This is a genomic window from Pseudomonas sp. TH37, assembly GCF_016650735.1.
Classification (GTDB): Bacteria; Pseudomonadota; Gammaproteobacteria; order Pseudomonadales; family Pseudomonadaceae; genus Aquipseudomonas; species Aquipseudomonas farris.
This window is the reverse complement of the sequence record NZ_JAEKFD010000007.1, coordinates 73,914-97,377: the sequence shown is the minus strand read 5'-3', so window position 1 is coordinate 97,377 and position 23,464 is coordinate 73,914. Positions and strand designations below refer to the sequence as shown.

22 protein-coding genes are annotated in these 23,464 nt (G+C 60.6%); 14 read left to right on the top strand and 8 right to left on the bottom strand.

The window, feature by feature from the left end:
- Positions 1 to 197: 197 nt before the first annotated feature.
- Positions 198 to 575, top strand: coding sequence for a DUF6124 family protein (locus JFU11_RS18630; RefSeq protein WP_123719679.1), 378 nt, complete (start codon positions 198 to 200; stop codon positions 573 to 575).
- A 150-nt stretch (positions 576 to 725) separates the two neighbouring features.
- On the opposite strand, the gene JFU11_RS18625 is transcribed toward JFU11_RS18630, so the two are convergent.
- From JFU11_RS18625 to pilG, 6 genes are all read right to left on the bottom strand, one after another.
- Entirely contained in the window at positions 726 to 1,184 is a 459-nt protein-coding gene (locus JFU11_RS18625) for a chemotaxis protein CheW (RefSeq protein ID WP_201061748.1), read from the bottom strand.
- Positions 1,177 to 7,080 (bottom strand): Hpt domain-containing protein, encoded by a 5,904-nt coding sequence (locus JFU11_RS18620; RefSeq protein ID WP_201061747.1) that lies wholly within the window; start codon positions 7,078 to 7,080, stop codon positions 1,177 to 1,179. The genes JFU11_RS18625 and JFU11_RS18620 overlap by 8 nt, the downstream gene beginning before the upstream one ends.
- Before the next feature lie 36 nt (positions 7,081 to 7,116).
- Positions 7,117 to 9,174, bottom strand: a complete 2,058-nt coding sequence (locus tag JFU11_RS18615; RefSeq protein ID WP_201061746.1) for a methyl-accepting chemotaxis protein — start codon at positions 9,172 to 9,174, stop codon at positions 7,117 to 7,119.
- Positions 9,175 to 9,312: 138 nt separating this feature from the next.
- Positions 9,313 to 9,867 carry a chemotaxis protein CheW gene (locus JFU11_RS18610; protein ID WP_123719683.1) on the bottom strand — a complete coding sequence of 185 codons (555 nt, stop codon included), beginning with the start codon at positions 9,865 to 9,867 and terminating at the stop codon, positions 9,313 to 9,315.
- 10 nt (positions 9,868 to 9,877) lie between these two features.
- Positions 9,878 to 10,243, bottom strand: a complete 366-nt coding sequence (gene pilH, locus JFU11_RS18605; protein ID WP_007897961.1) for a twitching motility response regulator PilH — start codon at positions 10,241 to 10,243, stop codon at positions 9,878 to 9,880.
- A 57-nt stretch (positions 10,244 to 10,300) separates the two neighbouring features.
- Positions 10,301 to 10,705, bottom strand: a complete 405-nt coding sequence (gene pilG, locus JFU11_RS18600) for a twitching motility response regulator PilG (protein ID WP_038980984.1) — start codon at positions 10,703 to 10,705, stop codon at positions 10,301 to 10,303.
- 233 nt (positions 10,706 to 10,938) lie between these two features.
- On the opposite strand from pilG, the gene gshB reads away from it, so the two are divergent.
- The 7 genes from gshB (at position 10,939) to JFU11_RS18565 (ending at position 16,971) form a co-directional block, all read left to right on the top strand.
- A complete protein-coding gene (gshB, locus tag JFU11_RS18595; protein WP_038980983.1) occupies positions 10,939 to 11,892 on the top strand; it encodes a glutathione synthase in 954 nt (317 codons plus the stop codon).
- 77 nt (positions 11,893 to 11,969) lie between these two features.
- Positions 11,970 to 12,869, top strand: coding sequence for an energy transducer TonB (locus tag JFU11_RS18590; protein ID WP_201061745.1), 900 nt, complete (start codon positions 11,970 to 11,972; stop codon positions 12,867 to 12,869).
- Between the two features lie 189 nt (positions 12,870 to 13,058).
- The gene (locus JFU11_RS18585) at positions 13,059 to 13,631 is read left to right on the top strand and encodes a YqgE/AlgH family protein (protein WP_201061744.1); all 573 of its coding nucleotides are present in this window, start codon (positions 13,059 to 13,061) and stop codon (positions 13,629 to 13,631) included.
- Positions 13,631 to 14,068: a Holliday junction resolvase RuvX gene (gene ruvX, locus JFU11_RS18580; protein WP_007897947.1), complete on the top strand. Its 438-nt coding sequence runs from the start codon at positions 13,631 to 13,633 to the stop codon at positions 14,066 to 14,068. Before JFU11_RS18585 ends, ruvX begins: the two co-directional genes overlap by 1 nt.
- Positions 14,069 to 14,167: 99 nt before the next feature.
- Complete coding sequence (gene pyrR / locus JFU11_RS18575; RefSeq protein WP_038980979.1) at positions 14,168 to 14,671, top strand: bifunctional pyr operon transcriptional regulator/uracil phosphoribosyltransferase PyrR; 504 nt, start codon at positions 14,168 to 14,170, stop codon at positions 14,669 to 14,671.
- A gap of 27 nt (positions 14,672 to 14,698) precedes the next feature.
- The gene (locus JFU11_RS18570; protein ID WP_201061743.1) at positions 14,699 to 15,703 is read left to right on the top strand and encodes an aspartate carbamoyltransferase catalytic subunit; all 1,005 of its coding nucleotides are present in this window, start codon (positions 14,699 to 14,701) and stop codon (positions 15,701 to 15,703) included.
- A complete protein-coding gene (locus tag JFU11_RS18565; RefSeq protein WP_201061741.1) occupies positions 15,700 to 16,971 on the top strand; it encodes a dihydroorotase in 1,272 nt (423 codons plus the stop codon). The genes JFU11_RS18570 and JFU11_RS18565 overlap by 4 nt, the downstream gene beginning before the upstream one ends.
- A gap of 107 nt (positions 16,972 to 17,078) precedes the next feature.
- Here the strand turns inward: JFU11_RS18565 and JFU11_RS18560 are convergent, their stop codons facing one another.
- Positions 17,079 to 17,510 carry a TM2 domain-containing protein gene (locus JFU11_RS18560; RefSeq protein WP_201061739.1) on the bottom strand — a complete coding sequence of 144 codons (432 nt, stop codon included), beginning with the start codon at positions 17,508 to 17,510 and terminating at the stop codon, positions 17,079 to 17,081.
- Between the two features lie 250 nt (positions 17,511 to 17,760).
- On the opposite strand from JFU11_RS18560, the gene JFU11_RS18555 reads away from it, so the two are divergent.
- Positions 17,761 to 18,381: a C40 family peptidase gene (locus tag JFU11_RS18555; RefSeq protein ID WP_123719688.1), complete on the top strand. Its 621-nt coding sequence runs from the start codon at positions 17,761 to 17,763 to the stop codon at positions 18,379 to 18,381.
- A 141-nt stretch (positions 18,382 to 18,522) separates the two neighbouring features.
- On the opposite strand, the gene JFU11_RS18550 is transcribed toward JFU11_RS18555, so the two are convergent.
- Complete coding sequence (locus JFU11_RS18550; RefSeq protein WP_123719689.1) at positions 18,523 to 19,557, bottom strand: type IV pilus twitching motility protein PilT; 1,035 nt, start codon at positions 19,555 to 19,557, stop codon at positions 18,523 to 18,525.
- A 56-nt stretch (positions 19,558 to 19,613) separates the two neighbouring features.
- On the opposite strand from JFU11_RS18550, the gene JFU11_RS18545 reads away from it, so the two are divergent.
- From JFU11_RS18545 to JFU11_RS18525, 5 genes are all read left to right on the top strand, one after another.
- Positions 19,614 to 20,321 (top strand): YggS family pyridoxal phosphate-dependent enzyme, encoded by a 708-nt coding sequence (locus JFU11_RS18545; protein WP_123719690.1) that lies wholly within the window; start codon positions 19,614 to 19,616, stop codon positions 20,319 to 20,321.
- Positions 20,322 to 20,345: 24 nt separating this feature from the next.
- The gene (gene proC, locus JFU11_RS18540; protein WP_201061737.1) at positions 20,346 to 21,164 is read left to right on the top strand and encodes a pyrroline-5-carboxylate reductase; all 819 of its coding nucleotides are present in this window, start codon (positions 20,346 to 20,348) and stop codon (positions 21,162 to 21,164) included.
- A gap of 24 nt (positions 21,165 to 21,188) precedes the next feature.
- Positions 21,189 to 21,776, top strand: a complete 588-nt coding sequence (locus JFU11_RS18535) for a YggT family protein (RefSeq protein WP_052964991.1) — start codon at positions 21,189 to 21,191, stop codon at positions 21,774 to 21,776.
- Positions 21,776 to 22,069 carry a DUF167 domain-containing protein gene (locus tag JFU11_RS18530; protein ID WP_123719692.1) on the top strand — a complete coding sequence of 98 codons (294 nt, stop codon included), beginning with the start codon at positions 21,776 to 21,778 and terminating at the stop codon, positions 22,067 to 22,069. Before JFU11_RS18535 ends, JFU11_RS18530 begins: the two co-directional genes overlap by 1 nt.
- 253 nt (positions 22,070 to 22,322) lie before the next feature.
- Positions 22,323 to 23,462: a homoserine O-acetyltransferase gene (locus tag JFU11_RS18525; protein WP_123719693.1), complete on the top strand. Its 1,140-nt coding sequence runs from the start codon at positions 22,323 to 22,325 to the stop codon at positions 23,460 to 23,462.
- Positions 23,463 to 23,464: the final 2 nt, after the last annotated feature.

Here is a 23,464-nt window from a genome sequence, read left to right as displayed (position 1 = left end):
GGTGTAGAAGGCGCAAAAGCGCCCCTCATGACGTATGCTTGCGCACCTTTAATGTGTGCACTCCGTTATGGCGGCTGTACGCGGGAGACCTTCGGGTCTGCCGGGTTTTCTCCACCTCGGGTTCCAACCTGCGTACAGCTGCCACCCCTTCGCTTGGAACCGATGGAGCAGCTGAAACTCATTACTGGAGATGCACAATGTTCAAAGCTACTCCCAACCCGCCAGAATCCGACACCGATTCCCAAGCATCCCTCGATGCAGAAAAAATGAAGGAAGCCGCTGACCGCGCCTTCTCCCATTACTTCCCGTCACCCCACGAAAAACCCGCCAAACGCCGTAAGTCCCAGCTCTTCACCGTCTGCCCCGACATCGACACCGAAGCCCTTCTGGCCAATGCCTCCGAAGACCTGCTGTCCATCAGCGCCATTGCTGCCGACCTGGCGGACGATGTGGAAGGCTCACGCCGCTCTGTCGCCTTGGCGCTCAGCCGTTTGGCAGATGGCGTGCAGTTGTTGGTAGAGCGAGTGCTGGATCATCATGAGTCGCTGCAGATGAAGGCTCAGGCCGGGGTTTAGCAGCCAGGTCTTTGGTAAGTTGAAGGCCGCCTTCGCGGGCAAGCCCGCTCCCACAGTGTCCGTGCCTTGCTCAAATCCTGAGTCATCCACAATACCTGTGGGAGCGGGCTTGCCCGCGATGAGGCCGGTGAAATCACCACAATATCCGGATCAGTTGGCTAAACCAGCCGTAACCAACAACTCCTCTAGCGCGAGCAAATCCGGCACCTTCGCCACTTGCTCCCCCACCTGCACCGCCGCCTGTTCCAGTGAACACAACGGCACATCCACATAGCTCAACTGGCTATCCAGCTTGTAAGACCGCGGAATCCCCTGCACCAGCAGCGCAATGAACTTCAGCTCAGGCCGCCCGCCGAGGGCGTTGAGGATGACGATCCGTGCTCGCTCACCGATCACCACTTTGTTGCCACACGCCGACTCGAAACTGAGCAATGGAATCTGCCGGTTTCGCCACGTCACCCGCCCCAGATACCACGGCGGTGTGTCGAGGTCGAAGGCGCCGGGTTGGTAATCGATGAGTTCAGCGACAGCGACGTTGGGCAGGATCAGGTTGCGATCCGCCAAGGGCAGCAGCAGACCAGTGAGGTTGCTGGAGCGGTGTTCATGCATGGGTTTTGCTCCACCGGGCGATGCTGTCGAGCAGCACCGATTCCTGGTATGGCTTGCCGAGGTAGTCGTTGACGCCGATGGCCATGGCGCGGTCGCGGTGTTTCTGGCCGGTACGGGAGGTGATCATGATGATCGGCAGATGCCGCAAGCGCTCGTCGGCGCGAATCTGGGTGGCCACCTCGAAGCCGTCCATGCGCGGCATTTCGATGTCCAGCAGCATCAGGTCCGGCATGTGTTCTTCGAGCAGCAACATGGCGTCGACACCGTCCTTGGCGGTCAGCACGTTCATGCCGTGGCGTTCCAGCAGACGGCTGGTGACCTTGCGCACGGTGACCGAATCGTCGACCACCAGCACCAGCAACGGCCGTTGCGACTCGGGCTCTACGTCCTGCGTCACCGGTCGTTTCGGCACCTGCGCTTGCATCGCACGGATCGGCGCCAGCAAGTCGAGAATCAGCACCACCCGGCCATCGCCGAGAATCGTCGCGCCGGACAAACCCTGCACCGCGGCGAACTGCGGGCCAAGGCTTTTGACCACGATTTCCCGGGTGCCGGCCATAGCATCCACCTGCACCGCGACGTGTCGCTCGTTGCATTGCACCAACAACACCGGCAACGGCAGGCTCTGGCCCAGCAGTTTCGGGCGGGGGCTGGTTTTCAGCAGCTCGCCGAGATAGCACAACTCGTAACGTTGCCCGGCGTATTCGTAGGTCGGCGGATCGAGCCGGTAATGCCCTTCGAGTTCGTTGGGCAACACCCGAACGATGCCGTCGATGGTGTTCAGCGGGATCGCGTATTGATCATCCCCGCACAGCACCATCAACGCGCGGTTGACCGACACGGTAAACGGCAGACGAATCCGGAAATGCACGCCCTGCCCAGGCACAGAGTCGATGGTCATGCCGCCGCCGAGCTGCCGGACTTCTTCGTGAACCACGTCCATGCCGACGCCACGCCCGGAGATCTGGGTGATTTTCTCCGCAGTGGAGAACCCCGGTTGCAGGATGAATTGCAACACGTCGCGGTCGCTGATGTTGCTGTCCGGGTGGAGTAAACCGCGTTTGATCGCCTTGCGCCGCACGGCGTCCAAAGGCACGCCGGCACCGTCGTCGCGGATGTCGAAAATGATGTCGCCGCCCTCTCGGGACAAGTCGAGGGTGATCTTGCCTTGGGCCGGTTTACCCGCCGCAATCCGCACCTCGACCGATTCCAACCCATGGTCGACGGCGTTGCGCAGCATGTGCTCCAGCGGCGCCACCATGCGTTCGAGGACGTTGCGGTCCATTTCGCCTTCGGCGTTGCCGACGATGAAGTCCACGTCCTTGCCCAGCTCGCTGGCGACCTGCCGAACGATGCGTTTCAAACGCGGCAGCATTCGCTCGAACGGCACCATGCGCGTACGCATCAGGCCTTCCTGCAATTCGGTGTTGATGCGGCCCTGCTGTTGCAGCAGGTTCTCCGCGTCCTGATTACGCCGCTCGAGGGTTTCCTTGAGGTCAAGCAGGTCGGAGGCAGACTCGAACAGTGCCCGCGACAACTGTTGCAGCTGCGAGTGACGGTCCATCTCCAGCGGGTCGAACTCTTCATAGCCCAAGCGTTCAGCCTCGACTTGCTGACGGCTGAGAATCCGCCCCTGAGTTTCGGTATCGAGGCGGCGCAACTGGTCGCGCATGCGTTCGATGGTGGTTTCCATCTCGCTCAGGGCCACCCGTGCATCGTTGACCTGTTGTTCGATGCGGCCACGGAAGATTGAAGTTTCCCCGGCCAGGTTGACCAGGTCGTCGAGCAACTCCGCCGAAACCTTGACCGTGTCGGTGCCTTCCGGTTGCAGCGCGGGTGGCTCGGCTTTGGGCGCTACGGGCAGCGTTACGGGTGCCGATGTTTCAGGCACTGCCGGATGGCTGAAATTCTTGATCGCATCGATCAGCCGATCGGCCGGCGGCAATGGCTGACGGGCGCGGGTGGCGTCGAGCATCTGCGCCAGTCGGTCATGGCTGCGTTGCAACAGCGAGAACAGCTCGGCGGTGGGTTGCAGCACGCCCGCCGACAAGCCTTCGTAGAGGAATTCCAGTTCATGGGCCAGGTCGCCAATCGGCACAATCTCCACCATCCGCGCGCCCCCTTTGAGGGTGTGCAGATCGCGCAACAGTGTTTCCACTTCCTGGCGATTCGACGGTTCGGCCTGCCAGCGCAACAGTGCCGCGCCGGAGTTTTCAATGATGTCGAAACCTTCCTCGAGGAAGATCTCCAGAAGCTCGGGATCATGGCCCGTCGAGTCATTGCTGACCACTGGCTCGATCACCTCGGCGCTGCCGGCATTGCCCTGGCGAAACTCACGAATGGCCGCGATCAACTCACCCGGATCACCCAACGGACGATTGTGCTGCAACTGATCAAGGAACATGGCCAGTCGGTCATGGCTCTGTTGCAGCAACTGCGCCAGCGCTTCGCTGTGGCTGTAACGGCGGTCCACCAAGCCTTCGTAAAGGCCTTCCAGTTCATGGGCCAGATCGCCGACCAGCTCGACCTCGGCCATCCGCGCACCGCCCTTGAGGGTGTGCAAATCGCGCTGCAAGGACAACAGCGGCGCGGCGTTGTCCGGATCACTCAGCCAGCGCTGCAAGGCCTGGCCGGCGCTTTCGAGAATATCCACCGCTTCTTCAAGGAAGATCGAAACGATTTCGTCGTCCAGCTCCACCTGCGTTGCGGCTTGCTCCAGCTCGGCCGTGGCGCTGCCCAGCTCCCGAATGCTCAGGGTGCGGCTGCCGTCACTGCGAATCAGGCCCATGGAGGATGGATCGAGACTCTCATCGAGCAAACCGCGCAAGGCCCGAACGCGCTCCGGTTGCGCAGTGACTTCCTGGCCGGCGGCCAGTTCGTCGAGCATGTTGATCAGCGCTTCATGGGCACTTTGCGCCTCGTGGAAAAACCTGTCGCTGACCGCCAGGCTGCTTTCTTCCACCGCGCCATAAAGGTCGAGCAATGCTTCGCAGAGCTCATCCACCGGATGCAGATCGGCCAGGTGTGCGCCTTCGCCGAGGGTGGTCAGTTCGTCCAGCAGCGCGCTGAGTTCCTGCCGCTCGCCGGGATGTTGCTGCCAGCGCTGCAACAGGCTTTCAGCGTCCAGCAGGATGTCCATGCCTTGGGCGAGGAAGTTGTTGATCAGTTGCGGATCGCGCTTGATGCGCTGCTTCGTATTGGGCGTGCTCAACAGGCTTTGCAGACACTCGGCCAGCAATGCCTTGGTTCGCTCGATCAGCGAGCGAGCGTCGGGGATTTCAGCCAGCGGGTCGCTCTTGAGTTGTCTCAGCCCAAGGCGGAACAGCCCTTCGGCTTCCAGCAGCAATTCGACTTCGTCCAGATCAAGGGCAATTCGGTGCGCCTTGTACTCCCGGGCCAGTTCATCCAGCGACGCCGCCAGCTCGGCAATTGGCAGTACGCCGGCCATCGAGGCACTGCCCTTGAGCGTATGCAACGCCCGCTGCAACTCGTCGCTGGCCTGAAGCGGCACGTGCTCGGAGGCTTGGTCGAGGAAACGGTTGAGGCTGCTCAAATGGGTTTCGGCTTCGTTGCGGAAGATCTCCAGCAACAGGGGATCGAGCGCCGCGACATCCTGCGCGTCTTCATCGGACACTGGCTTATCGCCCTTGGCGAGGGCATGGGCGCGGGCGGCCAATTGATCGACATCGTTGCGCTGGCGTTGGGTATTGGCGGCGAATTCGGCCACCAGATCCGGCAGCAGCTTCAGCGCATCGCCCACCAGTTGTTGCACCGCAGGCCCAGGTGCAACGCTGTGCTCAAGCACGCGATTGAGCAGGTTTTCCACCGCCCAGGCCAACTCACCCAGCACCAGCGCACGGACCATCCGGCCACTGCCTTTGAGGGTGTGGAAGGCGCGACGCAATTCACTCAAGACCGATGTGCTGTCGGGATTGGCCGACCAGCGCGGCAGATACTCCTCGAGAATTTCCAGCACTTCGTCAGTCTCCTCGAGGAAGACTTCCCGCAGCTCATCATCCACCGGTTCTTCACCGGCGGGCGGCGGCAACAGGCTGCCCGGCGTGGTCAGGGCTGGCGGGTTGACGGACGACACCGGGCTGGCCAACACATCGGCCAGAGACTGAACTGTTTCGGGGTCGTCCAGTTCCTGCATGTCCTGCATCACCAGGGCTTCATTGGGGCTGAGTACATCCTTAAGCATCGGCACTTGCTGTTCGCTGGGGAAGAAGCCGAGTGAGGCCAAGCCTTTTTCCGCGACGTCGAGCAGGTGTTCTCCCGGTGCTTCGGGGTCGTCGCTGAGGCGCTCCAGGTAATACTCGATGCTGGTGATGACGTCGGCCAGGCTGTCCAGTTGCTGCCAGCCGGGCTGGTCCGGATCCACCAGCAGATGCTCGCGGATGAAGCCGTTGCAGGTCTCGACCAGGCTCGCCGCGCGGGCCAGCGGAATCATCGCCAACGCACCGCGCACCTGGGTCAGCAACGCCGGCAAGGGTTGCAAATGCTGGCGGTCCCAGTCGGCGTCGATGTAGTCGACGATCATGTCCTTGGCCTGTTGCAGGCAAATGCGCGCTTCCTTGATCACGATCTGATGGATCTGAGTCAGATCGGTGGTCGGCAGACGGCTGTCTTCCTGGCTTTCCGGCTCCACGGTGCCGACCATGCCGGCCAGGGTCGCTTCGACGTAAAGCAAGGCCCCGGCGACGTCCATGAGGGTCGCGTCGTTGGGTTCACGCTGGCCCTGAGCGAGGCTCAGCACCACCGCCAGTTGGTCGATGATGACCTTGCGCGGCTGGCCGAAACCGAGCACCGCCAAGGTGTCGGCGATTTGCCGCAGGGGCGCCAGCAGGCTTTCGAGGTCCGAGGTGTGCTGGCGGTCGCTGCGCACGAACAGGTCCAGGCGCTCCTTGACCCGCACCAGCTCTTCGCACAACGCCGACAATACCGAACGCATGGCGTCGCGGTCAGGGCCGGCCAGCCGTGCCCGTTCTTCATCGACCATCGCGCCGTCGGGTAACGCATCGTCAAGTGAGTAGCGATCTTTCATGGTCAGCATCTGCCCGGTGGGGTGTTCGGCCTTGGCAATATAGAACAACAAACTCTTGAGCAGCTCCGGCGGTGCCGGTTGATTGATTCCGGGCATACCCTGTTCGAGCAAACGCTTGAGCTCTTTGTCGGCGTCCTTGAACAGGCTGCGCAACGCCGGGCTGTTGGCGATCGAGCCATTGCGCATGCCTTCGACCAGTGCCGAAGCGACGTGCCATAACGGGCTCAGCGGCGCGTTGTCGCACAGCACTTCGAGGCGCGCAAACACTCTGGCCAGATAACCGAAGTGGGTTTCGTCATCCTGCCCGCGCAACAAACCGACCAGGGCCATCTGCAACATCTGCCGTAACTTGCGCAGCACATTTGGCAAGTCGGACGGTTCCAGCGGCGCCAGAGCTTCTTGGCTCAGGGACGGCAGCTCCAGCAGTTGCGGGCTGAACAGGCTGGTTTCCGATAACAGGCTTTCGCCACGGGCGCTGCGCAGGTCGTTGATCAGCGGCAACACGACTAAAGGCAAATCACGACGGGCGCCTTGCACCCGGTCGAGGTAAGTCGGCAATTGCCCCAGGGCTTGCAGCAACAGATGGATCGCCTCGTCGCGATGGCTGACGCGGTTCTGCTGTAAGGCGCAGGTCAACTGCTCGATCTCTTCGGCGAGCAGGGCCGCGCCGTAAAACTCGACCATCTGCAAACTACCGTGGACCTGATGGACACAGGCCAGACACTCACCCAGCGTGTGCGTCGCCTGCGGGTCGTCGATCAGGGTTTCGATCGCCTGATGAGCCTGTTTCAGCGTTTCGGCAATCTCGCCTTTGACCCACTCGAGGGCCACATAGTCGTGCCGATCACCCATAACTACTCCAATCAAATGCATACGCCCTGAGGCGGTTCAAGCTTTGTCCGCAGCCTGCGCTTTAGCGTCCGGCAAGGTGAAACCGGACACCGAACGCCGCAGCTGGCTGGCCATTTTCGCCAGGTTGCCAATGCTCTCGGCGGTGGCGGTGGAGCCGGACGAGGTTTGCGTGGTGATCTGCTGGATCACGTTCATCGTCAGGGAAATCTGGCCGGCCGACGAAGTCTGTTGCTGCGCGGCGTTGGAAATACTCTGGATCAATGCCGCAAGGGTCTTCGACACGCCTTCGATTTCTTCCAGGGCCACCCCGGCATCCTGCGCCAGACGCGCGCCGCGCACCACTTCGGTGGTGGTCTGTTCCATGGAAATCACCGCTTCGTTGGTGTCGGTCTGAATCGCCCGCACCAGTGTTTCGATCTGCCGGGTCGCCGCGGACGAACGCTCGGCCAGACGCTGCACTTCGTCGGCCACCACCGCAAAACCGCGCCCGGCATCACCGGCCATGGACGCCTGAATCGCCGCGTTGAGGGCGAGGATGTTGGTCTGGTCGGCAATGTCATCGATCAAGCTGACAATGTCGCCGATTTCCTGAGAAGACTCGCCCAGCCGTTTGATGCGCTTGGCCGTGTCTTGAATCTGCTCGCGAATATTGTCCATGCCATGAATGGTGTTGTGCACCACTTCGTTGCCCTTATTGGCGATTTCCACCGAGCGCTCGGCTACCGCAGAGGATTCGGCGGCGTTGGCCGAGACCTGATCGATGGACTGAGCCATGTCATTGATGGCCGTGGAGGCTTCGGAAATCTGCTGGGCCTGATGCTCCGAGGCCTGGGCCAGGTGCATGGCAGTGGCCTGGGTTTCCTGTACGGCGGCGGCGACCTGGCCGGCGGTGAGGTTGATGGTCGCCACCAGATCGCGCAGTTGGTCGACGGAATAGTTGATCGAGTCAGCGATGGTCCCGGTGAAGTCTTCAGTCACCGAGGCGGTCACGGTCAGGTCGCCGTCGGCGAGGTCTTCGATTTCGTTCAGCAAACGCATGATCGCGTTCTGGTTGCGCTCGTTCTTCTCGGCGGTTTCACGCAGCTGACGATTGGTTTCGCGCACCATCACCAGGCCGATGAGGATGATCGATGCCAGTGCGAGCAAGCCCAGCACGTAACCGCCGATGGTATCGGTGTTGCGCCCGCCGGCGAGGTTTTCGAAACGGCTGGCCAGGTGCGAGGCTTCATCGAGCAGGGTTTGCGACAGGGTAAAGATGTTGGTGGCCGATTCGCGGACCTTGAGCAGCTCCGGCGAGGTTTCGAGGATTTCGTCCACCGAACCCGATACGAATTCGAACAGTTCGGAAATCTCGGTCAACCGGGCGCGCGCATCACGGTCTTCGACCTGGCTGATTTTCAGTGCCGCATTGCCTTGAAGCATGCCGTTGAGCACCAGGCCGAAACGCGCCGCGTCGCGACCGAAAGCGTCGGCCGCCTGCTGCGAATTTTCATCGCCGGACAGTACGGTGTTCACCGCACCAAGAATCCGCTCGGCCAGCAGCGACTGACGCTGGGCCATCGCCACCTGAGTGGCGGGGGCGCCACGTTGCAGGAGCGTTTCGACGACCTTTTCATACTCGACCTGCAACTGCGGCACGGTTTCGGCCAGGGTCGCGGCGACTTGATGCAAGGACAAAACGGTCTGTTCGCTGGAGAGGATAGCGTCGGTGTTTTTCAGCAGACGCTCCCAATCCAGCTGCACGGCGCGCATTTCCGGGCGCACGGTGGACGGTGCCGGCGGCAGGCCGGTGGCAGGATCGCCTTTCTTCAGATAGCCCCAACGCTGGGCGAAGTCGTTGCGTGCATCGCTGAGCAACTTGAACGCCGCGGCCTTGCCGGCGGCGGCTTCGGTGGCGTTCTTGGCGATGCGTTGGGACAGCACACGCAGCTCACCGGCGTGGCCGATGTACTGTTTGTCGTAATTCGCCTGGGTGTTGAGGTACGCGAAGTTGGCGAACAGCAGCATGATGAAGACAATCAGCGCGATGAACAGCACGATGATCTGCGACCGACTGCGCGACCCTTCTGGCTTGCCTGTTTTAGCTTTTATCATCGGTCCTCGCCTGTTAACCAGCATCTGTGAACCTTGCCGAGAACCCTGTGGGAGCGGGCTTGCCCGCGATGAGGGCGTGTCAGCCGCCATCTATTGAACCTGACACACCGCTATCGCGGGCAAGCCCGCTCCCACAGGTTATGCGGCGACGTTCATGAATCCTTGCGACTGCGCCAACGCAAACGGGCTGAACACCTGCCACTTCTGCTCACGCTGAAACCGGCCTTTGACGAACGCCGACATTGGCCCTTGCAAGTCATCGGCCGGCACCGGCTCCAGACTGTCCTGGGCAAAGTGCTGCAAGCCGAAGACCTCATCGACCATCAACCCTGCAAACACGTCTTTGTGCTCCACCACCAATATCCGCCGTTGCTTGCGCAAGGCAGGCAGTTCATGGCCGGGCTCATAACCGTAAAAAAAGCCATGCAAATCCATGATCGGCAGCAGGCGCCCGCGCAGGTTAGCCACGCCCTTGACCCAGGGTTTGACCCCCGGCAATTGTGTAACGCGCGGTTCGTGCAGGACTTCGCTGACTTCGCCCATGGGCGCGACGTACCAATGCTCGCCCAAGCGAAAGCCGATGCCGCTCCAACTGTCTTGTCGGGTCGGCTGGGACGGCAGGTCTGCCGCCAGCAGACGACAGCGCTGGTCAATCTGCAGCAGCAGTTCGAAAGCCGTCAGCGACTCGGTCATGACCGGACGATCAACCGGCCAGCACGTTGTTCAGGGTTTTGATCAGGGTGTCTTCGTCGACCGGTTTGGTCAGGTAGTCCTTGGCGCCTTGGCGCGTGCCCCAGACTTTGTCGGTTTCCTGATCCTTGGTGGTGATGATAATCACCGGAATGTGCCCGGTTTCCGGGTCTTTGGTGAGCTGACGGGTCGCCTGGAAACCATTGAGGCCGGGCATGACGATGTCCATCAGCACCGCGTCGGGTTTTTCCTGACGGGCCAGGGCCACGCCGTCGGCGCCGTTTTCGGCTTTCAACACCTCATGACCGTGCTTTTCGAGCATGCCGGTCAATTTGTACATTTCGGTCGGCGAGTCATCGACGATCAGAATACGTGCCATGGTCTTCCCCATTCTTGTCGACACCGGGCCCCATGGCCGAGCGTCACTGTGCGTGTCCTACTGCGGCGAAACGGCGGCGAAGCCCGGTACATGGGCCTGAATCGCATTCAGCAGTTCTTCCTTGCTGAAAGGCTTGGTCAAAAACTGGTCGGAACCGACGATCCGACCCTTGGCCTTGTCGAACAACCCGTCCTTGGACGACAGCATAATCACTGGCGTGGACTTGAACGCACTGTTGTTCTTGATTAAAGCGCAGGTCTGATAACCATCCAGACGCGGCATCATGATGTCGACAAAGATGATGCCGGGGTGATTGTCGGCAATCTTGGCCAGGGCATCGAAACCATCGATTGCAGTGATGACTTCACAGCCCACATTTTTCAACAGCGTTTCGGCGGTGCGACGAATCGTTTTCGAATCATCGATCACCATGACCTTCAAGGCGCTGGAATGCTGTTCCATAGGGGCTCTACCGTCGCCTTTGTGAATCAATTTGTCCGTTTGCCGCTTATCGTTGGCTCGAAACCCTTGATACTTAAGGGCCAACACGGCATGGCAGCCTTTTTAGCACAGTCTCCCCATCCAATCTATCGGGCGACCCTGGCGGTGGTTTTTCCTTGACCGGGAACACACTCAGCGCCACTCTGACGCCACTTTTTCACAACACTTTCCACCCCAATTTCGAGGAAAACCCCATGAGCGTTCGCGTCGGGATTGTCATGGATCCTATCGCCAGCATCTCCTATAAAAAGGATAGCTCGCTGGCCATGCTGCTGGCCGCGCAAAAGCGTGGCTGGGAACTGTTCTATATGGAACAGCGCGATTTGTATCAGGCCGAAGGCGAGGCTCGCGGGCGGATGCGTCCGCTGAAGGTGTTCGCCAACCCGGAAAAATGGTTTGAGCTGGGCGCCGAAAGCGATGCGCTGCTGAGCGATCTGGACGTGATCCTGATGCGCAAGGATCCGCCGTTCGACATGGAATTCGTCTATTCCACGTATTTGCTGGAACAAGCGGAAAATGCCGGCGTACTGGTGGTCAACAAGCCGCAAAGCCTGCGTGACTGCAACGAAAAGCTGTTCGCCACGCTGTTCCCGCAGTGCACGCCGCCGACCATCGTCAGCCGTCGCCCGGACGTGTTGCGTGAATTTGCCGACCATCACGGTGACGTGATCCTCAAGCCGCTGGACGGCATGGGCGGCTCGTCGATCTTCCGTCACACCGCTGGCCACCCGAACCTGTCGGTGATCCTCGAAACCCTGACCTTGCATGGCCGTCAGCAGATCATGATCCAGGGCTACCTGCCGGCAATCGTTGATGGCGACAAGCGCATCCTGATGATCGACGGCGAGCCGGTGGATTACTGCCTGGCACGGATTCCCGCGCTCGGAGAAACCCGTGGCAACCTCGCCGCCGGTGGCCGTGGCGAAGCCCGACCGTTGACCGAGAAAGATCGCTGGATCGCCGCGCAAGTCGGCCCGACCCTGCGCGAGAAGGGCTTGCTGTTCGTCGGTCTCGACGTAATCGGTGAGCATCTGACCGAAATTAACGTCACCAGCCCGACCTGCATTCGCGAGATCGATAACGCATTCGGCACCGACATTGGTGGCCTTTTGATGGATGCCATCGATCAGAAGCTCAAGACTCGTTGATCGAGAACAGCCAAGAAGCAACCAACATTGCGTTATCATCCCCGGCTTGTAAAAAACGCGATGTTGGTTTTCTTGTTATGACACTCCCGTCCGATCTGCCCCCTGAACTCGCCCACCGTGGCGTGCGTCCGGCTGATCGCCTCGGTTTCACCCTGTTTCTGGCGGCGCTGATTCACCTGGCCTTGCTGTTGGGCGTCGGGTTTTCCATGGTCGAACCCAAGCAAATCAGTAAAACCCTGGAAATTACCCTCGCCACGTTCAAAAGCGAAAAGAAGCCTGAGAAAGCTGACTTTCTCGCCCAGGAAAATCAGGAAGGCAGCGGCACCCTGGAGAAAAAGGCGATCCCCAAGACCACCGAGGTCGCGCCATTCCAGGACAACAAGGTACAGAAAGTCACCCCACCGCCGGCGGCCAAGCCTCAAGTGCAGGAAGCCGCGCCCAAGGCGTCTGTGACCACCGTCGCGCCGAAGCCGAAAAAAGCCGCAACCAAGACTGAAGAACCCAAGCCCCTGACCAAACCCCAAGTGGCGGCACCGACGTTCGACAGCGCGCAGCTGTCCAGCGACATCGCCAGCCTGGAAGCGGAACTGGCCAGCGAACAACAGCTGTACGCCAAGCGCCCGCGCATTCACCGCTTGAGCGCCGCATCGACCATGCGCGACAAGGGTGCCTGGTACAAAGATGAATGGCGCAAGAAGGTCGAGCGCATCGGCAACCTCAACTACCCCGACGAAGCCCGGCGCAAACAGATTTACGGCAATTTGCGACTGATGGTCTCGATCAACCGCGACGGCTCGCTGTATGAAGTGCTGGTGCTGGAATCGTCCGGCCAGCCGCTGCTGGACCAGGCGGCGCAGCGCATCGTAAGGCTCGCGGCGCCGTTTGCACCGTTTACCGGGGATCTGTCAGACATCGACCGCCTGGAAATCATCCGCACCTGGAAGTTTGCACGTGGGGATAGACTTTCAAGCAATTGAACGACACACAACCCTGTGGGAGCGGGCTTGCCCGCGATAGCGGTCTGTCTGAGACATTAATTTTGAATGTACCGCCGTCATCGCGGGCAAGCCCGCTCCCACAGGGAACAGGTTGTTTGCGGGTATTCGGGGCATTTCCTGTGCATCCCCGGCTTGTCAGTTCGCCCCTCCAACGCCACACTAGCGCTCATGAAGAACGTCAGCCCCAGCTACCTCAAGCATCACTTCCTGATCGCCATGTCTCACATGGCCGACCCGAACTTTGCGCACACCTTGACCTACATCGTCGAGCACACGGCCAATGGTGCCATGGGGCTGGTGGTCAACCGCCCGCAGGACCTGAACCTGGCCGATATCCTCGAGCAATTGCGCCCCGATATTGAACCGCCGCTGCTCTGCCAGCATGTGCCGATCTTTATGGGTGGCCCGGTGCAAACCGATCGCGGTTTTGTCCTGCACCCATCGGGCAAATCTTTTCAGGCGACCGTTGATCTGGAAGGCGAGTTGTCCCTGTCGACCTCCCAAGACGTGCTGTTCGCCATCGCCGACGGCGTCGGCCCCGCGAAAAGCCTGATCACCCTCGGCTACGCCGGTTGGGAAGCCGGGCAATTGGAAGCCGAACTGGCCGACAACGCCTGGCTGACCTGCCCGTTCGATGCCGACATCCTGTTCAACACCAGCAGCGAATTACGTCTTGAAGCGGCGGCCAAACACTTGGGCGTCAATCTCAGCCTGCTCACCAGCCAGGCGGGGCACGCCTGATGGCCCTGCGGTTGATTTTGGGTTTCGACTACGGCACCAAACAGATCGGCGTTGCGGTCGGCCAGGTGATTACCGGCCAGGCCCGCGAGCTGTGCACCTTGAAGGCGCAAAACGGCATTCCTGACTGGAATCAGGTCGAAGCCCTGATTAAAGAGTGGAAACCCGACGCTGTGGTGGTCGGCCTGCCGCTAAACATGGATGGCACACCGAGCGACATGTGCCTGCGGGCCGAGAAATTCGCCCGACGCCTGAACGGCCGCTACAACCTGCCCTTCTATACGCATGACGAGCGCCTGACCACCTTCGAGGCCAAGGGCGAACGCCTGGTCCGGGGCGGCCAGAAAGGCAGTTACCGCGACAACCCGGTCGATGCCATCGCCGCCGCGCTGCTGTTGCAAGGCTGGCTCGACGAAAACACCGCGCTGTTCGAATCCTGACCGCACCTAATTCTGAAGAGCCGCTGCGGCGTCTCCCTTAGCTACAACCCGAGCCACCACTCAAGCAGCATTCGGCTCGGGACAAAGAAGGAGCAAACCATGAGCCTGCCCAATCCCGCCGAACTGATCAGCCAGATGGCGACCCGTCTTGACACCTATCTGGCCAAACGGGGTATCAGCGAACCGCGCTACATCGGCATTCGGACCGGTGGCGTCTGGGTCGCTCAGGCATTGCTCGATGAACTGGGCAGCGATTCGCCCCTGGGCACCCTGGACGTTTCGTTCTACCGCGACGATTTCAGCCAGAACGGCCTGCACCCACAAGTACGCCCATCGGCGCTGCCGTTCGAGATCGAAGGCCAGCACCTGGTGCTGATCGATGACGTGCTGATGAGCGGTCGGACCATCCGCGCCGCGATGAACGAACTCTTCGACTATGGCCGCCCGGCCAGTGTGACGCTGGTATGCCTGCTGGATCTGGACGCCGGTGAATTGCCGATCCGCCCGAATGTGGTTGGCGCGACCCTGTCGCTGGCGGCCCACGAACGAGTGAAACTGTCCGGCCCGGAACTCAAGCTCGAACTTCAAGACCTCGCCCTTTAATTCGCCCTATTGAGAGTCCCCCTCGCGATGACGCCTCTAGAAACCAAGCGCCCGCTGCAGCTCAATGATCAGGGCCAGCTGCGCCACTTCCTCTCGCTCGACGGTTTGCGCCGCGAGCTGTTGACGGAAATCCTCGACACCGCCGACTCGTTCCTCGAAGTCGGCACCCGGGCGGTGAAAAAAGTCCCGTTGCTGCGCGGCAAGACCGTGTGCAACGTGTTCTTCGAGAACTCCACCCGCACCCGCACCACCTTCGAACTGGCGGCCCAGCGGCTGTCGGCCGACGTGATCACCCTGAACGTGTCCACGTCGTCGGCAAGCAAGGGCGAAACCCTGCTCGACACCCTGCGCAACCTGGAAGCCATGGCCGCCGACATGTTCGTCGTGCGTCACGGTGATTCCGGCGCGGCGCACTTCATCGCCGAGCATGTCTGCCCACAAGTGGCGATCATCAACGGCGGCGACGGCCGTCACGCCCACCCGACCCAGGGCATGCTCGACATGCTCACGATTCGTCGGCACAAGGGTGGCTTCGAAAACCTTTCGGTGGCCATCGTCGGCGACATCCTGCACTCACGGGTAGCGCGCTCGAACATGCTGGCCCTGAAAACCCTCGGCTGCCCGGACATCCGCGTGATCGCGCCGAAAACCCTGCTGCCGATCGGCATCGAGCAGTACGGCGTGAAGGTCTACACCGACATGACTGAAGGCCTGAAAGACGTCGACGTGGTGATCATGCTGCGCCTGCAGCGTGAACGCATGACCGGCGGCCTGCTGCCGAGCGAAGGCGAGTTCTACCGCCTGTTCGGCCTGACCACCGCGCGCCTGGCCGGGGCCAAACCGGATTGCATCGTCATGCACCCGGGGCCGATCAACCGCGGGGTGGAGATTGAGTCGGCGGTGGCCGACGGTCCGCACTCGGTGATCCTCAACCAGGTGACCTACGGCATCGCGATTCGTATGGCCGTGCTGTCCATGGCCATGAGCGGGCAAACTGCCCAGCGCCAATTCGAGCAGGAGAACGCCCAGTGAAGCTCAGCATTCTCGGCGCACGCGTTATCGATCCGGCCAGCGGCCTGGATCAAGTGACTGATATCCACGTTGAAGCCTGCAAGATCGTCGCCCTCGGCGCCGCTCCGGCAGGTTTCGTTGCAGTAGACACCATCGACGCCAAGGGCCTGGTGGCGGCCCCGGGTCTGGTTGACCTGAACGTCGCCCTGCGCGAGCCGGGCTACAGCCGCAAAGGCTCGATCGCCAGCGAAACCCGCGCAGCTGCTGCCGGTGGCGTGACCAGCCTGTGCTGCCCACCGAAAACCAAACCGGTGCTGGACACTTCGGCTGTGGCCGAACTGATCCTCGACCGCGCTCGCGAAGCCGGCAACACCAAAGTCTTCCCGATCGGCGCCCTGAGCAAAGGCCTGGACGGCGAACAGCTGGCCGAACTGGTCGCCTTGCGCGATGCCGGCTGCGTAGCCTTCGGCAATGGTCTGGAGAGCTTTCGCAACACCCGTACCCTGTGCCGGGCGCTGGAATACGCGGCGACGTTCGACCTGACCGTGATTTTCAACTCGCAGGACCATGACCTGGCCGAAGGTGGCTTGGCCCATGAAGGCCCGACTGCGAGTTTCCTCGGTTTGCCAGGCATTCCGGAAACCGCCGAAACCGTAGCACTGGCCCGGGATCTGCTGCTGGTCGAGCAAAGCGGCGTGCGTGCGCACTTCAGCCAGCTCACCAGCGCCCGCGGTGTGGCGCTGATCGCCCAGGCCCAGGCCCGTGGCCTGAAGGTCACGGCGGACGTGGCGTTGTATCAGCTGATCCTCACCGATGAAGCGCTGATCGATTTCAGCAGCCTCTATCACGTCCAGCCGCCGCTGCGCACCCGTGCGGACCGCGACGGCCTGCGGGCAGCGGTGAAGTCTGGGGTGGTCTCGGCCATCTCCAGCCATCACCAGCCCCATGAACGCGATGCCAAACTGGCGCCGTTCGGTGCCACCGAGCCGGGTATCAGCAGTGTTGAACTGCTGCTGCCGCTGGCGATGACATTGGTGGAAGACGGTTTGCTGGACTTGCCAACGCTGCTCGCACGACTCAGCGCTGGCCCTGCCGAAGCGTTGCGTCTGCCGGCGGGCAAGCTGGCTGTGGGTGGGCCAGCAGATATCGTACTCTTCGACCCTGCGGCCTCGACCGTTGCCGGTGAGACCTGGCTGTCCAAGGGCGAAAACTGCCCGTTCATTGGTCACAGCCTGCCGGGTGTGGTGCGTTACACCCTGGTGGATGGGCGGATCAGTCACCAGGCGTAAAACGCGGTACTCCAATCGCGGGCAAGCCCGCTCCCACAGGGTTATCGGTTGGCCGCAAGATTTGCGGACAACACATCCACTGTGGGAGCGGGCTTGCCCGCGATGACTTACTGGAAGGCACCTCTATTCTGTGCGTTGCGAATCGACACTTGGTCATTCAACGTCCAGAAGTCATACAACACCCCCAGAAAGAACACCCCGCCCGTCACCAGATACAGCAGCCCGCTGATCCACTTCCCCTGATACATCCGGTGCACACCGAATACCCCGAGAAACGTCAGCAGAATCCACGCAACGTTGTATTCGATGGGGCCGGCGGTAAAGCGCAGGTCCGCTTCACGGTCCATGGCCGGAATCAGAAACACGTCGATCAGCCAGCCGATACCCAGCAAACCGAAGGTGAAAAACCAGATCGTCCCGGTCACCGGCTTGCCGTAATAGAAGCGGTGAGCCCCGGTAAAACCGAAAATCCACAACAGGTAACCAATTACTTTGCTGTGTGTGTCTTGCTCTGAAACAGGGTGTTGATAGGTGTTCATGGATGACCTCGACTCACACGATAGATAAATATTCTTGAATTCTTTGTGACTTTTTTACAGGTGGCCGACATACGGCAAATGCTACCTTCATTCCTGTCAAAGCCTTGTAATACCTGACTTTTGTCAGACAACTCACGTCAATTTTGCCGCTTTTTAGTTCCGCGCCCCCCAGTCTGAATCGACCAACGGCCTCGGATGGGCAAAAAAAGCTGTTATAAAGTTGCGCGTTCACACATATGAGCCTTGCCTAATGCGTCCATTTTTCAAGACATGGCTAACCATTTGCCTATTATTGCCCTTGGCCGCCCACGCCACCAATCGTGAGCAACGTCTTCCCAACGTTAATGGTTACACCCCAAAATCCCATGCTTCTGCTCCTTCGAGCAAAAACAAACAGACCGTAAAACGCTCCAGCCAACTGAGCGGCGTAAACAGCAAGCTGGTCCCGCCGATGGCGACCAAGGAAAGCAGCAACGTACTGAGCCGCGCGGTAAACGTGCTCGGTACACCTTATCGTTGGGGTGGCAGCAGCCCAAGTAAAGGGTTCGATTGCAGCGGTCTGGTGAAATACGCGTTCAACGACGCCACGTTCGACCTGCCACGTACCTCTAACGCCATGGCCAGCGGTCATGGCGAGAAGGTCGATCGCAACGATCTGAAGCCTGGCGACCTGATTTTCTTCAAACTCAAGAGCCGCCGGGTCAATCATGTTGCCATCTACCTGGGCAACGACCGCTTCATCCACGCACCACGCCGTGGCAAGTCGGTGAGCATCGACACCTTGAAGAAACCGTACTGGGAAAGCCACTACGTGGTTGCCAAGCGGGTTCTGCCGAAAGAACAGAACGCATTGCAGGTTGTTCAGCGTTGATTTGCCCCCCCACTTTCTGAAGGCGGGCATTTGTGGCGAGGGAGCTTGCTCCCGTTCGAGTGCGTAGCGCTCGCAGTTTTTTGGGGCCGCTTCGCAGCCCAGCGGGAGCAAGCTCCCTCGCCACAGGTTCGCATTCCAACCTCAGAAGTTATCCGGCGACCGCGCCTTCTCCCGCGCATGCTCGCGGCTGATCACGCCCTTGGTCACCAGCTCCTTCAGGCACATATCCAGTGTCTGCATCCCCAGCGACCCTCCAGTCTGAATCGACGAATACATCTGCGCCACCTTGTCTTCGCGGATCAGGTTACGGATCGCCGAAGTGCCAAGCATGATTTCGTGGGCGGCAATTCGCCCGCCACCGACTTTCTTGATCAATGTCTGCGACACCACCGCCAGCAACGACTCGGATAGCATTGAACGCACCATCGATTTCTCGTCGCCCGGAAACACGTCCACCACTCGGTCGATGGTTTTCGCCGCCGATGTGGTGTGCAGCGTGCCAAACACCAAGTGACCGGTCTCGGCGGCAGTCAACGCCAGCCGAATAGTCTCCAGATCACGCATTTCCCCCACCAGAATCACGTCCGGGTCTTCGCGCAGAGCCGAGCGCAGCGCCGTGGCGAAGCTGCGGGTATCGCGATGGACTTCGCGCTGATTGATCAGGCATTTGCGCGATTCGTGGACGAACTCGATGGGGTCTTCGATGGTGAGGATGTGGTGATGGCGATGGTTGTTCAGGTAATCGATCATCGCCGCCAGCGTAGTGGACTTGCCCGAACCGGTCGGGCCGGTCACCAGCACCAGGCCCCGGGGCGCCTCGGTAATCTTGCGAAACACCTCCCCCATGCCCAAGTCGTCCATGCTCAGGACCTTGGACGGAATGGTCCGAAATACCGCGCCAGCACCACGATTCTGGTTGAAGGCATTGACCCGAAAACGCGCCACGCCGGGCACTTCGAAGGAAAAGTCGGTTTCAAGATGCTTCTCGAAGTCCACCCGTTGGAGGTCGTTCATGATGTCGTAGATCAGCTCATGCACCTCCTTGTGGTCCAGGGCCGGCAGGTTGATGCGTCGCACATCGCCGTCGACACGGATCATCGGTGGCAGACCGGCGGACAGGTGCAGGTCAGACGCGCCTTGTTTGGCGCTGAAAGCCAGCAGCTCAGTGATATCCATAGCGCTCCTCAATTCCAGTAGAATGCCGCGAACCTTCAGACCGCTGGCGCCTCTTGATGTCCACGATAGCAGACAACATTGCTCAGGTTAGTTCACGCATCCGTGCTGCCGCGTTCGCCGTCGGGCGCGACGAGCACAACATCCAGCTACTGGCCGTGAGCAAGACCAAGCCCGCCGAAGCCCTGCGGGAAGCGTATGCCGCCGGCCTGCGCGATTTTGGCGAGAACTACCTGCAGGAAGCCTTGAGCAAACAGCTCGAATTGGCCGACCTGCCCTTGATCTGGCACTTCATCGGCCCCATTCAATCGAACAAGACTCGCGCTATCGCCGAGCATTTCGACTGGGTGCATTCCGTGGATCGCTTGAAAATCGCACAACGCCTGTCCGAACAACGCCCTGCCGATTTGCCTCCATTGAACATCTGCATCCAGGTCAACGTCAGTGGTGAAGCCAGCAAGTCCGGCTGCACCCCGGCCGACCTGCCCGCCCTGGCCGATGCCATCAGCGCTCTACCGCATCTGAAATTGCGCGGGCTGATGGCGATTCCGGAGCCGACTGAAGATCGCGCCGCCCAGGATGCAGCCTTTGCTGCCGTGCAGAGCCTGCAAGCCAGCCTGAATCTGCCACTCGACACACTTTCCATGGGCATGAGCCACGACCTCGAGTCGGCCATTGCCATGGGCGCCACTTGGGTTCGTATCGGTACGGCCCTGTTTGGCGTCCGCGGCTCTCAACAAGTGCATAGCCAGCCTCACCGTGGCTGACTCACCTCTCTATAAGGACCTGACATGAGCAAGACTCGTATTGCCTTTATCGGAGCCGGCAACATGGCCGCCAGCCTGATCGGCGGCCTGCGCGCCAAAGGTCTGGACGCCGCGCAGATCCGCGCCAGCGATCCGGGTGAAGAAACCCGTGCCCGCGTGAGCGCCGAACACGGCATCGAAGTGTTTGCCGACAACGCCGACGCCATTCAGGGCGTGGACGTGATCGTGCTGGCGGTCAAACCGCAGGCGATGAAAGCTGTTTGCGAAGCCATTCGCCCAAGCCTCAAGCCGAATCAACTGGTGGTTTCGATTGCGGCCGGCATCACCTGCACCAGCATGAACAACTGGCTTGGCGCCCAGCCTATCGTGCGCTGCATGCCTAACACCCCGGCGCTGCTGCGTCAGGGCGTGAGCGGTTTGTTCGCCACCAGCGAAGTGAGCGCCGAACAACGCCAGCAAGCTGAAGAGCTGCTGTCGGCGGTAGGCATTGCCCTGTGGCTGAACGAAGAACAGCAACTGGACGCGGTCACCGCCGTTTCCGGCTCGGGCCCGGCGTATTTCTTCCTGCTGATCGAAGCCATGACCGCTGCGGGCGTGAAGCTCGGTCTGCCAGCGGACATCGCCGCCCAACTGACCGTGCAAACCGCTTTGGGTGCTGCACACATGGCGGTCGCCAGCGATGTCGACGCGGCTGAACTGCGTCGTCGCGTGACATCGCCTGCGGGCACCACCGAAGCGGCGATCAAGTCATTCCAGGCTGGCGGCTTCGAAGCCCTGGTAGAAAAAGCACTCGGCGCCGCTGCGCACCGCTCGGCCGAGATGGCTGAGCAACTCGGCCGCTAATCAGCTCTTACAAAGGAATCAATGATGCTCGGACTCAATGACGCTGCCATCTTCGTAATTAAAACCTTGGGCAGCCTGTACCTGCTGATCGTACTGCTGCGCTTTATCCTGCAATTGGTTCGGGCGAATTTTTACAACCCGCTCTGCCAGTTCATCGTGAAAGCCACTCAACCGTTGCTCAAGCCTCTGCGCCGGGTAATCCCGAGCATGTTCGGGCTGGACATGTCGTCACTGGTACTGGCGCTGATCGTGCAGATGGTGCTGATAGCGGTCATCCTGCTGCTCAAAGGCTTTATGGTTGACTGGCTGTTCTTGGTGCCTTGGGCACTGATCGCAATCTTCTCGCTATTCTTGAGTATTCTGTTCTACGCAATGATCATCAGTGTGATTCTGTCCTGGGTCGCCCCGGGGAGTCACAATCCGGGCGCAGAGCTGGTCGCGCAGATTACTGAACCAGTACTTGCGCCGTTCCGTCGGATCATTCCGAACCTGGGCGGTCTCGATATTTCGCCGATCTTCGCGTTTATCGCAATCCAGTTGGTGCAAAGCTGGCTGATCCCGCGCCTTGCGTACTATGCCCTCATGCCACAGGGGCTGCTCGGCCTGATCTGATGAGCTACTTTCGCTGGGACGGTGATGACCTGATTCTGGAATGTCACCTGCAACCTGCGGCCCGCAGCGATGATTTCTGCGGGCTGCATGGTGATCGATTGAAGATTCGCCTGACGGCGCCACCGGTTGAAGGCAAGGCCAATGCGTATCTGATGGCGTTTCTGGCCAAGGCGTTCGGGGTTTCCAAGAGTCAGGTGAGTTTGCTCAGCGGAGAGCTGAACCGGCAAAAGCGGGTGCGGATCTGTTCGCCGAAGAAGCTGCCCGATTTGCCAGATCTGGTGCGCCCGGCCTGACCTCAATGTGGCGAGGGAGCTTGCTCCCGCTGGGCTGCGCCCTGTAGGAGCTGCCGAAGGCTGCGATCTTTTGATCTTTCGCTTTGAACTCGATTGGTAGGGGAAAGATCGCAGCCTCGTTGCACTCGACAGCTCCTACGGGAGCAAGCTCCCTCGCCACAGGTACATCGGGAAAAAATCAGGCCCGGCCTTTGCTTGCCGCTAGCCACAGCGGTCTTTAGACTTACGCCTCATTTCAATGAGAGCAGGGTCGATGCCAGCTGCCTTCCCCCCCGATTCTGTTGGTCTGGTGACGCCGCAAGTGGCGCACTTCAGTGAATCCCTGGCCTTGGCCTGCGGACGTTCGCTGCCCGCTTATGACCTGATCTACGAAACCTACGGCACGCTGAACGCTACGGCGAGCAATGCCGTGCTGATCTGCCACGCCTTGTCCGGTCACCATCACGCTGCCGGCTTCCACAGCCCCGACGACCGCAAACCCGGTTGGTGGGACAGCTGCATCGGCCCCGGCAAGCCGATCGACACCAACAAGTTCTTCGTGGTCAGCCTGAATAATCTCGGCGGGTGCAACGGCTCCACCGGCCCCAGCAGCATCAATCCGGAAACCGGCAAGCCATTCGGTGCCGACTTCCCGGTACTGACCGTGGAAGACTGGGTCCACAGCCAGGCACGTCTCGCCGACTTGCTCGGCATCCGCCAATGGGCGGCCGTAATCGGCGGCAGCCTCGGCGGCATGCAGGCCTTGCAGTGGACCATCACTTACCCGGACCGCGTGCGGCACTGCCTCGCGATCGCCTCGGCACCGAAACTGTCGGCGCAGAACATCGCGTTCAACGAAGTCGCACGCCAGGCGATCCTCACCGACCCGGAGTTCCACGGCGGTTCGTTCCAGGAAGCGGGTGTGATCCCCAAGCGCGGGCTGATGCTCGCGCGGATGGTCGGGCACATCACGTACCTGTCCGACGACTCCATGGGCGAGAAATTCGGTCGCGGCCTGAAGAGCGAAAAGCTCAACTACGACTTCCACAGCGTCGAGTTCCAGGTCGAAAGCTACCTGCGGTATCAGGGCGAGGAGTTTTCCGGACGTTTCGACGCCAATACCTACCTGCTGATGACCAAGGCGCTGGACTACTTCGACCCGGCGGCGAACTTCGACAATGACCTGGCGAAAACCTTCGCCAACGCCCAGGCCAGGTTCTGCGTGATGTCCTTCACCACCGACTGGCGCTTCTCCCCTGCCCGCTCGCGGGAACTGGTGGACGCGCTGATGGCGGCCAGGAAAGACGTCTGCTACCTGGAGATCGACGCTCCGCAAGGCCACGATGCCTTCCTGATTCCGATCCCGCGTTATTTGCAGGCCTTCAGCAATTACATGAACCGTATAGCGCTTTGAGG

Excerpts from the sequence above, each read along its gene's own strand:
- JFU11_RS18590 (WP_201061745.1), top strand. The coding sequence starts at position 11,970 with ATGACACTCCCGTCCGATCTGCCCCCTGAACTCGCCCACCGTGGCGTG.
- pilH (WP_007897961.1), bottom strand. The coding sequence starts at position 10,243 with ATGGCACGTATTCTGATCGTCGATGACTCGCCGACCGAAATGTACAAA.
- JFU11_RS18570 (WP_201061743.1), top strand. The coding sequence starts at position 14,699 with ATGACGCCTCTAGAAACCAAGCGCCCGCTGCAGCTCAATGATCAGGGC.
- JFU11_RS18545 (WP_123719690.1), top strand. The coding sequence starts at position 19,614 with ATGTCCACGATAGCAGACAACATTGCTCAGGTTAGTTCACGCATCCGT.
- JFU11_RS18620 (WP_201061747.1), bottom strand. The coding sequence starts at position 7,080 with ATGGGTGATCGGCACGACTATGTGGCCCTCGAGTGGGTCAAAGGCGAG.
- JFU11_RS18625 (WP_201061748.1), bottom strand. The coding sequence starts at position 1,184 with ATGCATGAACACCGCTCCAGCAACCTCACTGGTCTGCTGCTGCCCTTG.
- JFU11_RS18525 (WP_123719693.1), top strand. The coding sequence starts at position 22,323 with ATGCCAGCTGCCTTCCCCCCCGATTCTGTTGGTCTGGTGACGCCGCAA.
- JFU11_RS18555 (WP_123719688.1), top strand. The coding sequence starts at position 17,761 with ATGCGTCCATTTTTCAAGACATGGCTAACCATTTGCCTATTATTGCCC.
- JFU11_RS18585 (WP_201061744.1), top strand. The coding sequence starts at position 13,059 with ATGAAGAACGTCAGCCCCAGCTACCTCAAGCATCACTTCCTGATCGCC.
- gshB (WP_038980983.1), top strand. The coding sequence starts at position 10,939 with ATGAGCGTTCGCGTCGGGATTGTCATGGATCCTATCGCCAGCATCTCC.
- JFU11_RS18560 (WP_201061739.1), bottom strand. The coding sequence starts at position 17,510 with ATGAACACCTATCAACACCCTGTTTCAGAGCAAGACACACACAGCAAA.
- JFU11_RS18630 (WP_123719679.1), top strand. The coding sequence starts at position 198 with ATGTTCAAAGCTACTCCCAACCCGCCAGAATCCGACACCGATTCCCAA.
- JFU11_RS18610 (WP_123719683.1), bottom strand. The coding sequence starts at position 9,867 with ATGACCGAGTCGCTGACGGCTTTCGAACTGCTGCTGCAGATTGACCAG.
- pilG (WP_038980984.1), bottom strand. The coding sequence starts at position 10,705 with ATGGAACAGCATTCCAGCGCCTTGAAGGTCATGGTGATCGATGATTCG.
- pyrR (WP_038980979.1), top strand. The coding sequence starts at position 14,168 with ATGAGCCTGCCCAATCCCGCCGAACTGATCAGCCAGATGGCGACCCGT.
- JFU11_RS18615 (WP_201061746.1), bottom strand. The coding sequence starts at position 9,174 with ATGATAAAAGCTAAAACAGGCAAGCCAGAAGGGTCGCGCAGTCGGTCG.
- JFU11_RS18535 (WP_052964991.1), top strand. The coding sequence starts at position 21,189 with ATGCTCGGACTCAATGACGCTGCCATCTTCGTAATTAAAACCTTGGGC.
- proC (WP_201061737.1), top strand. The coding sequence starts at position 20,346 with ATGAGCAAGACTCGTATTGCCTTTATCGGAGCCGGCAACATGGCCGCC.
- JFU11_RS18550 (WP_123719689.1), bottom strand. The coding sequence starts at position 19,557 with ATGGATATCACTGAGCTGCTGGCTTTCAGCGCCAAACAAGGCGCGTCT.
- ruvX (WP_007897947.1), top strand. The coding sequence starts at position 13,631 with ATGGCCCTGCGGTTGATTTTGGGTTTCGACTACGGCACCAAACAGATC.
- JFU11_RS18530 (WP_123719692.1), top strand. The coding sequence starts at position 21,776 with ATGAGCTACTTTCGCTGGGACGGTGATGACCTGATTCTGGAATGTCAC.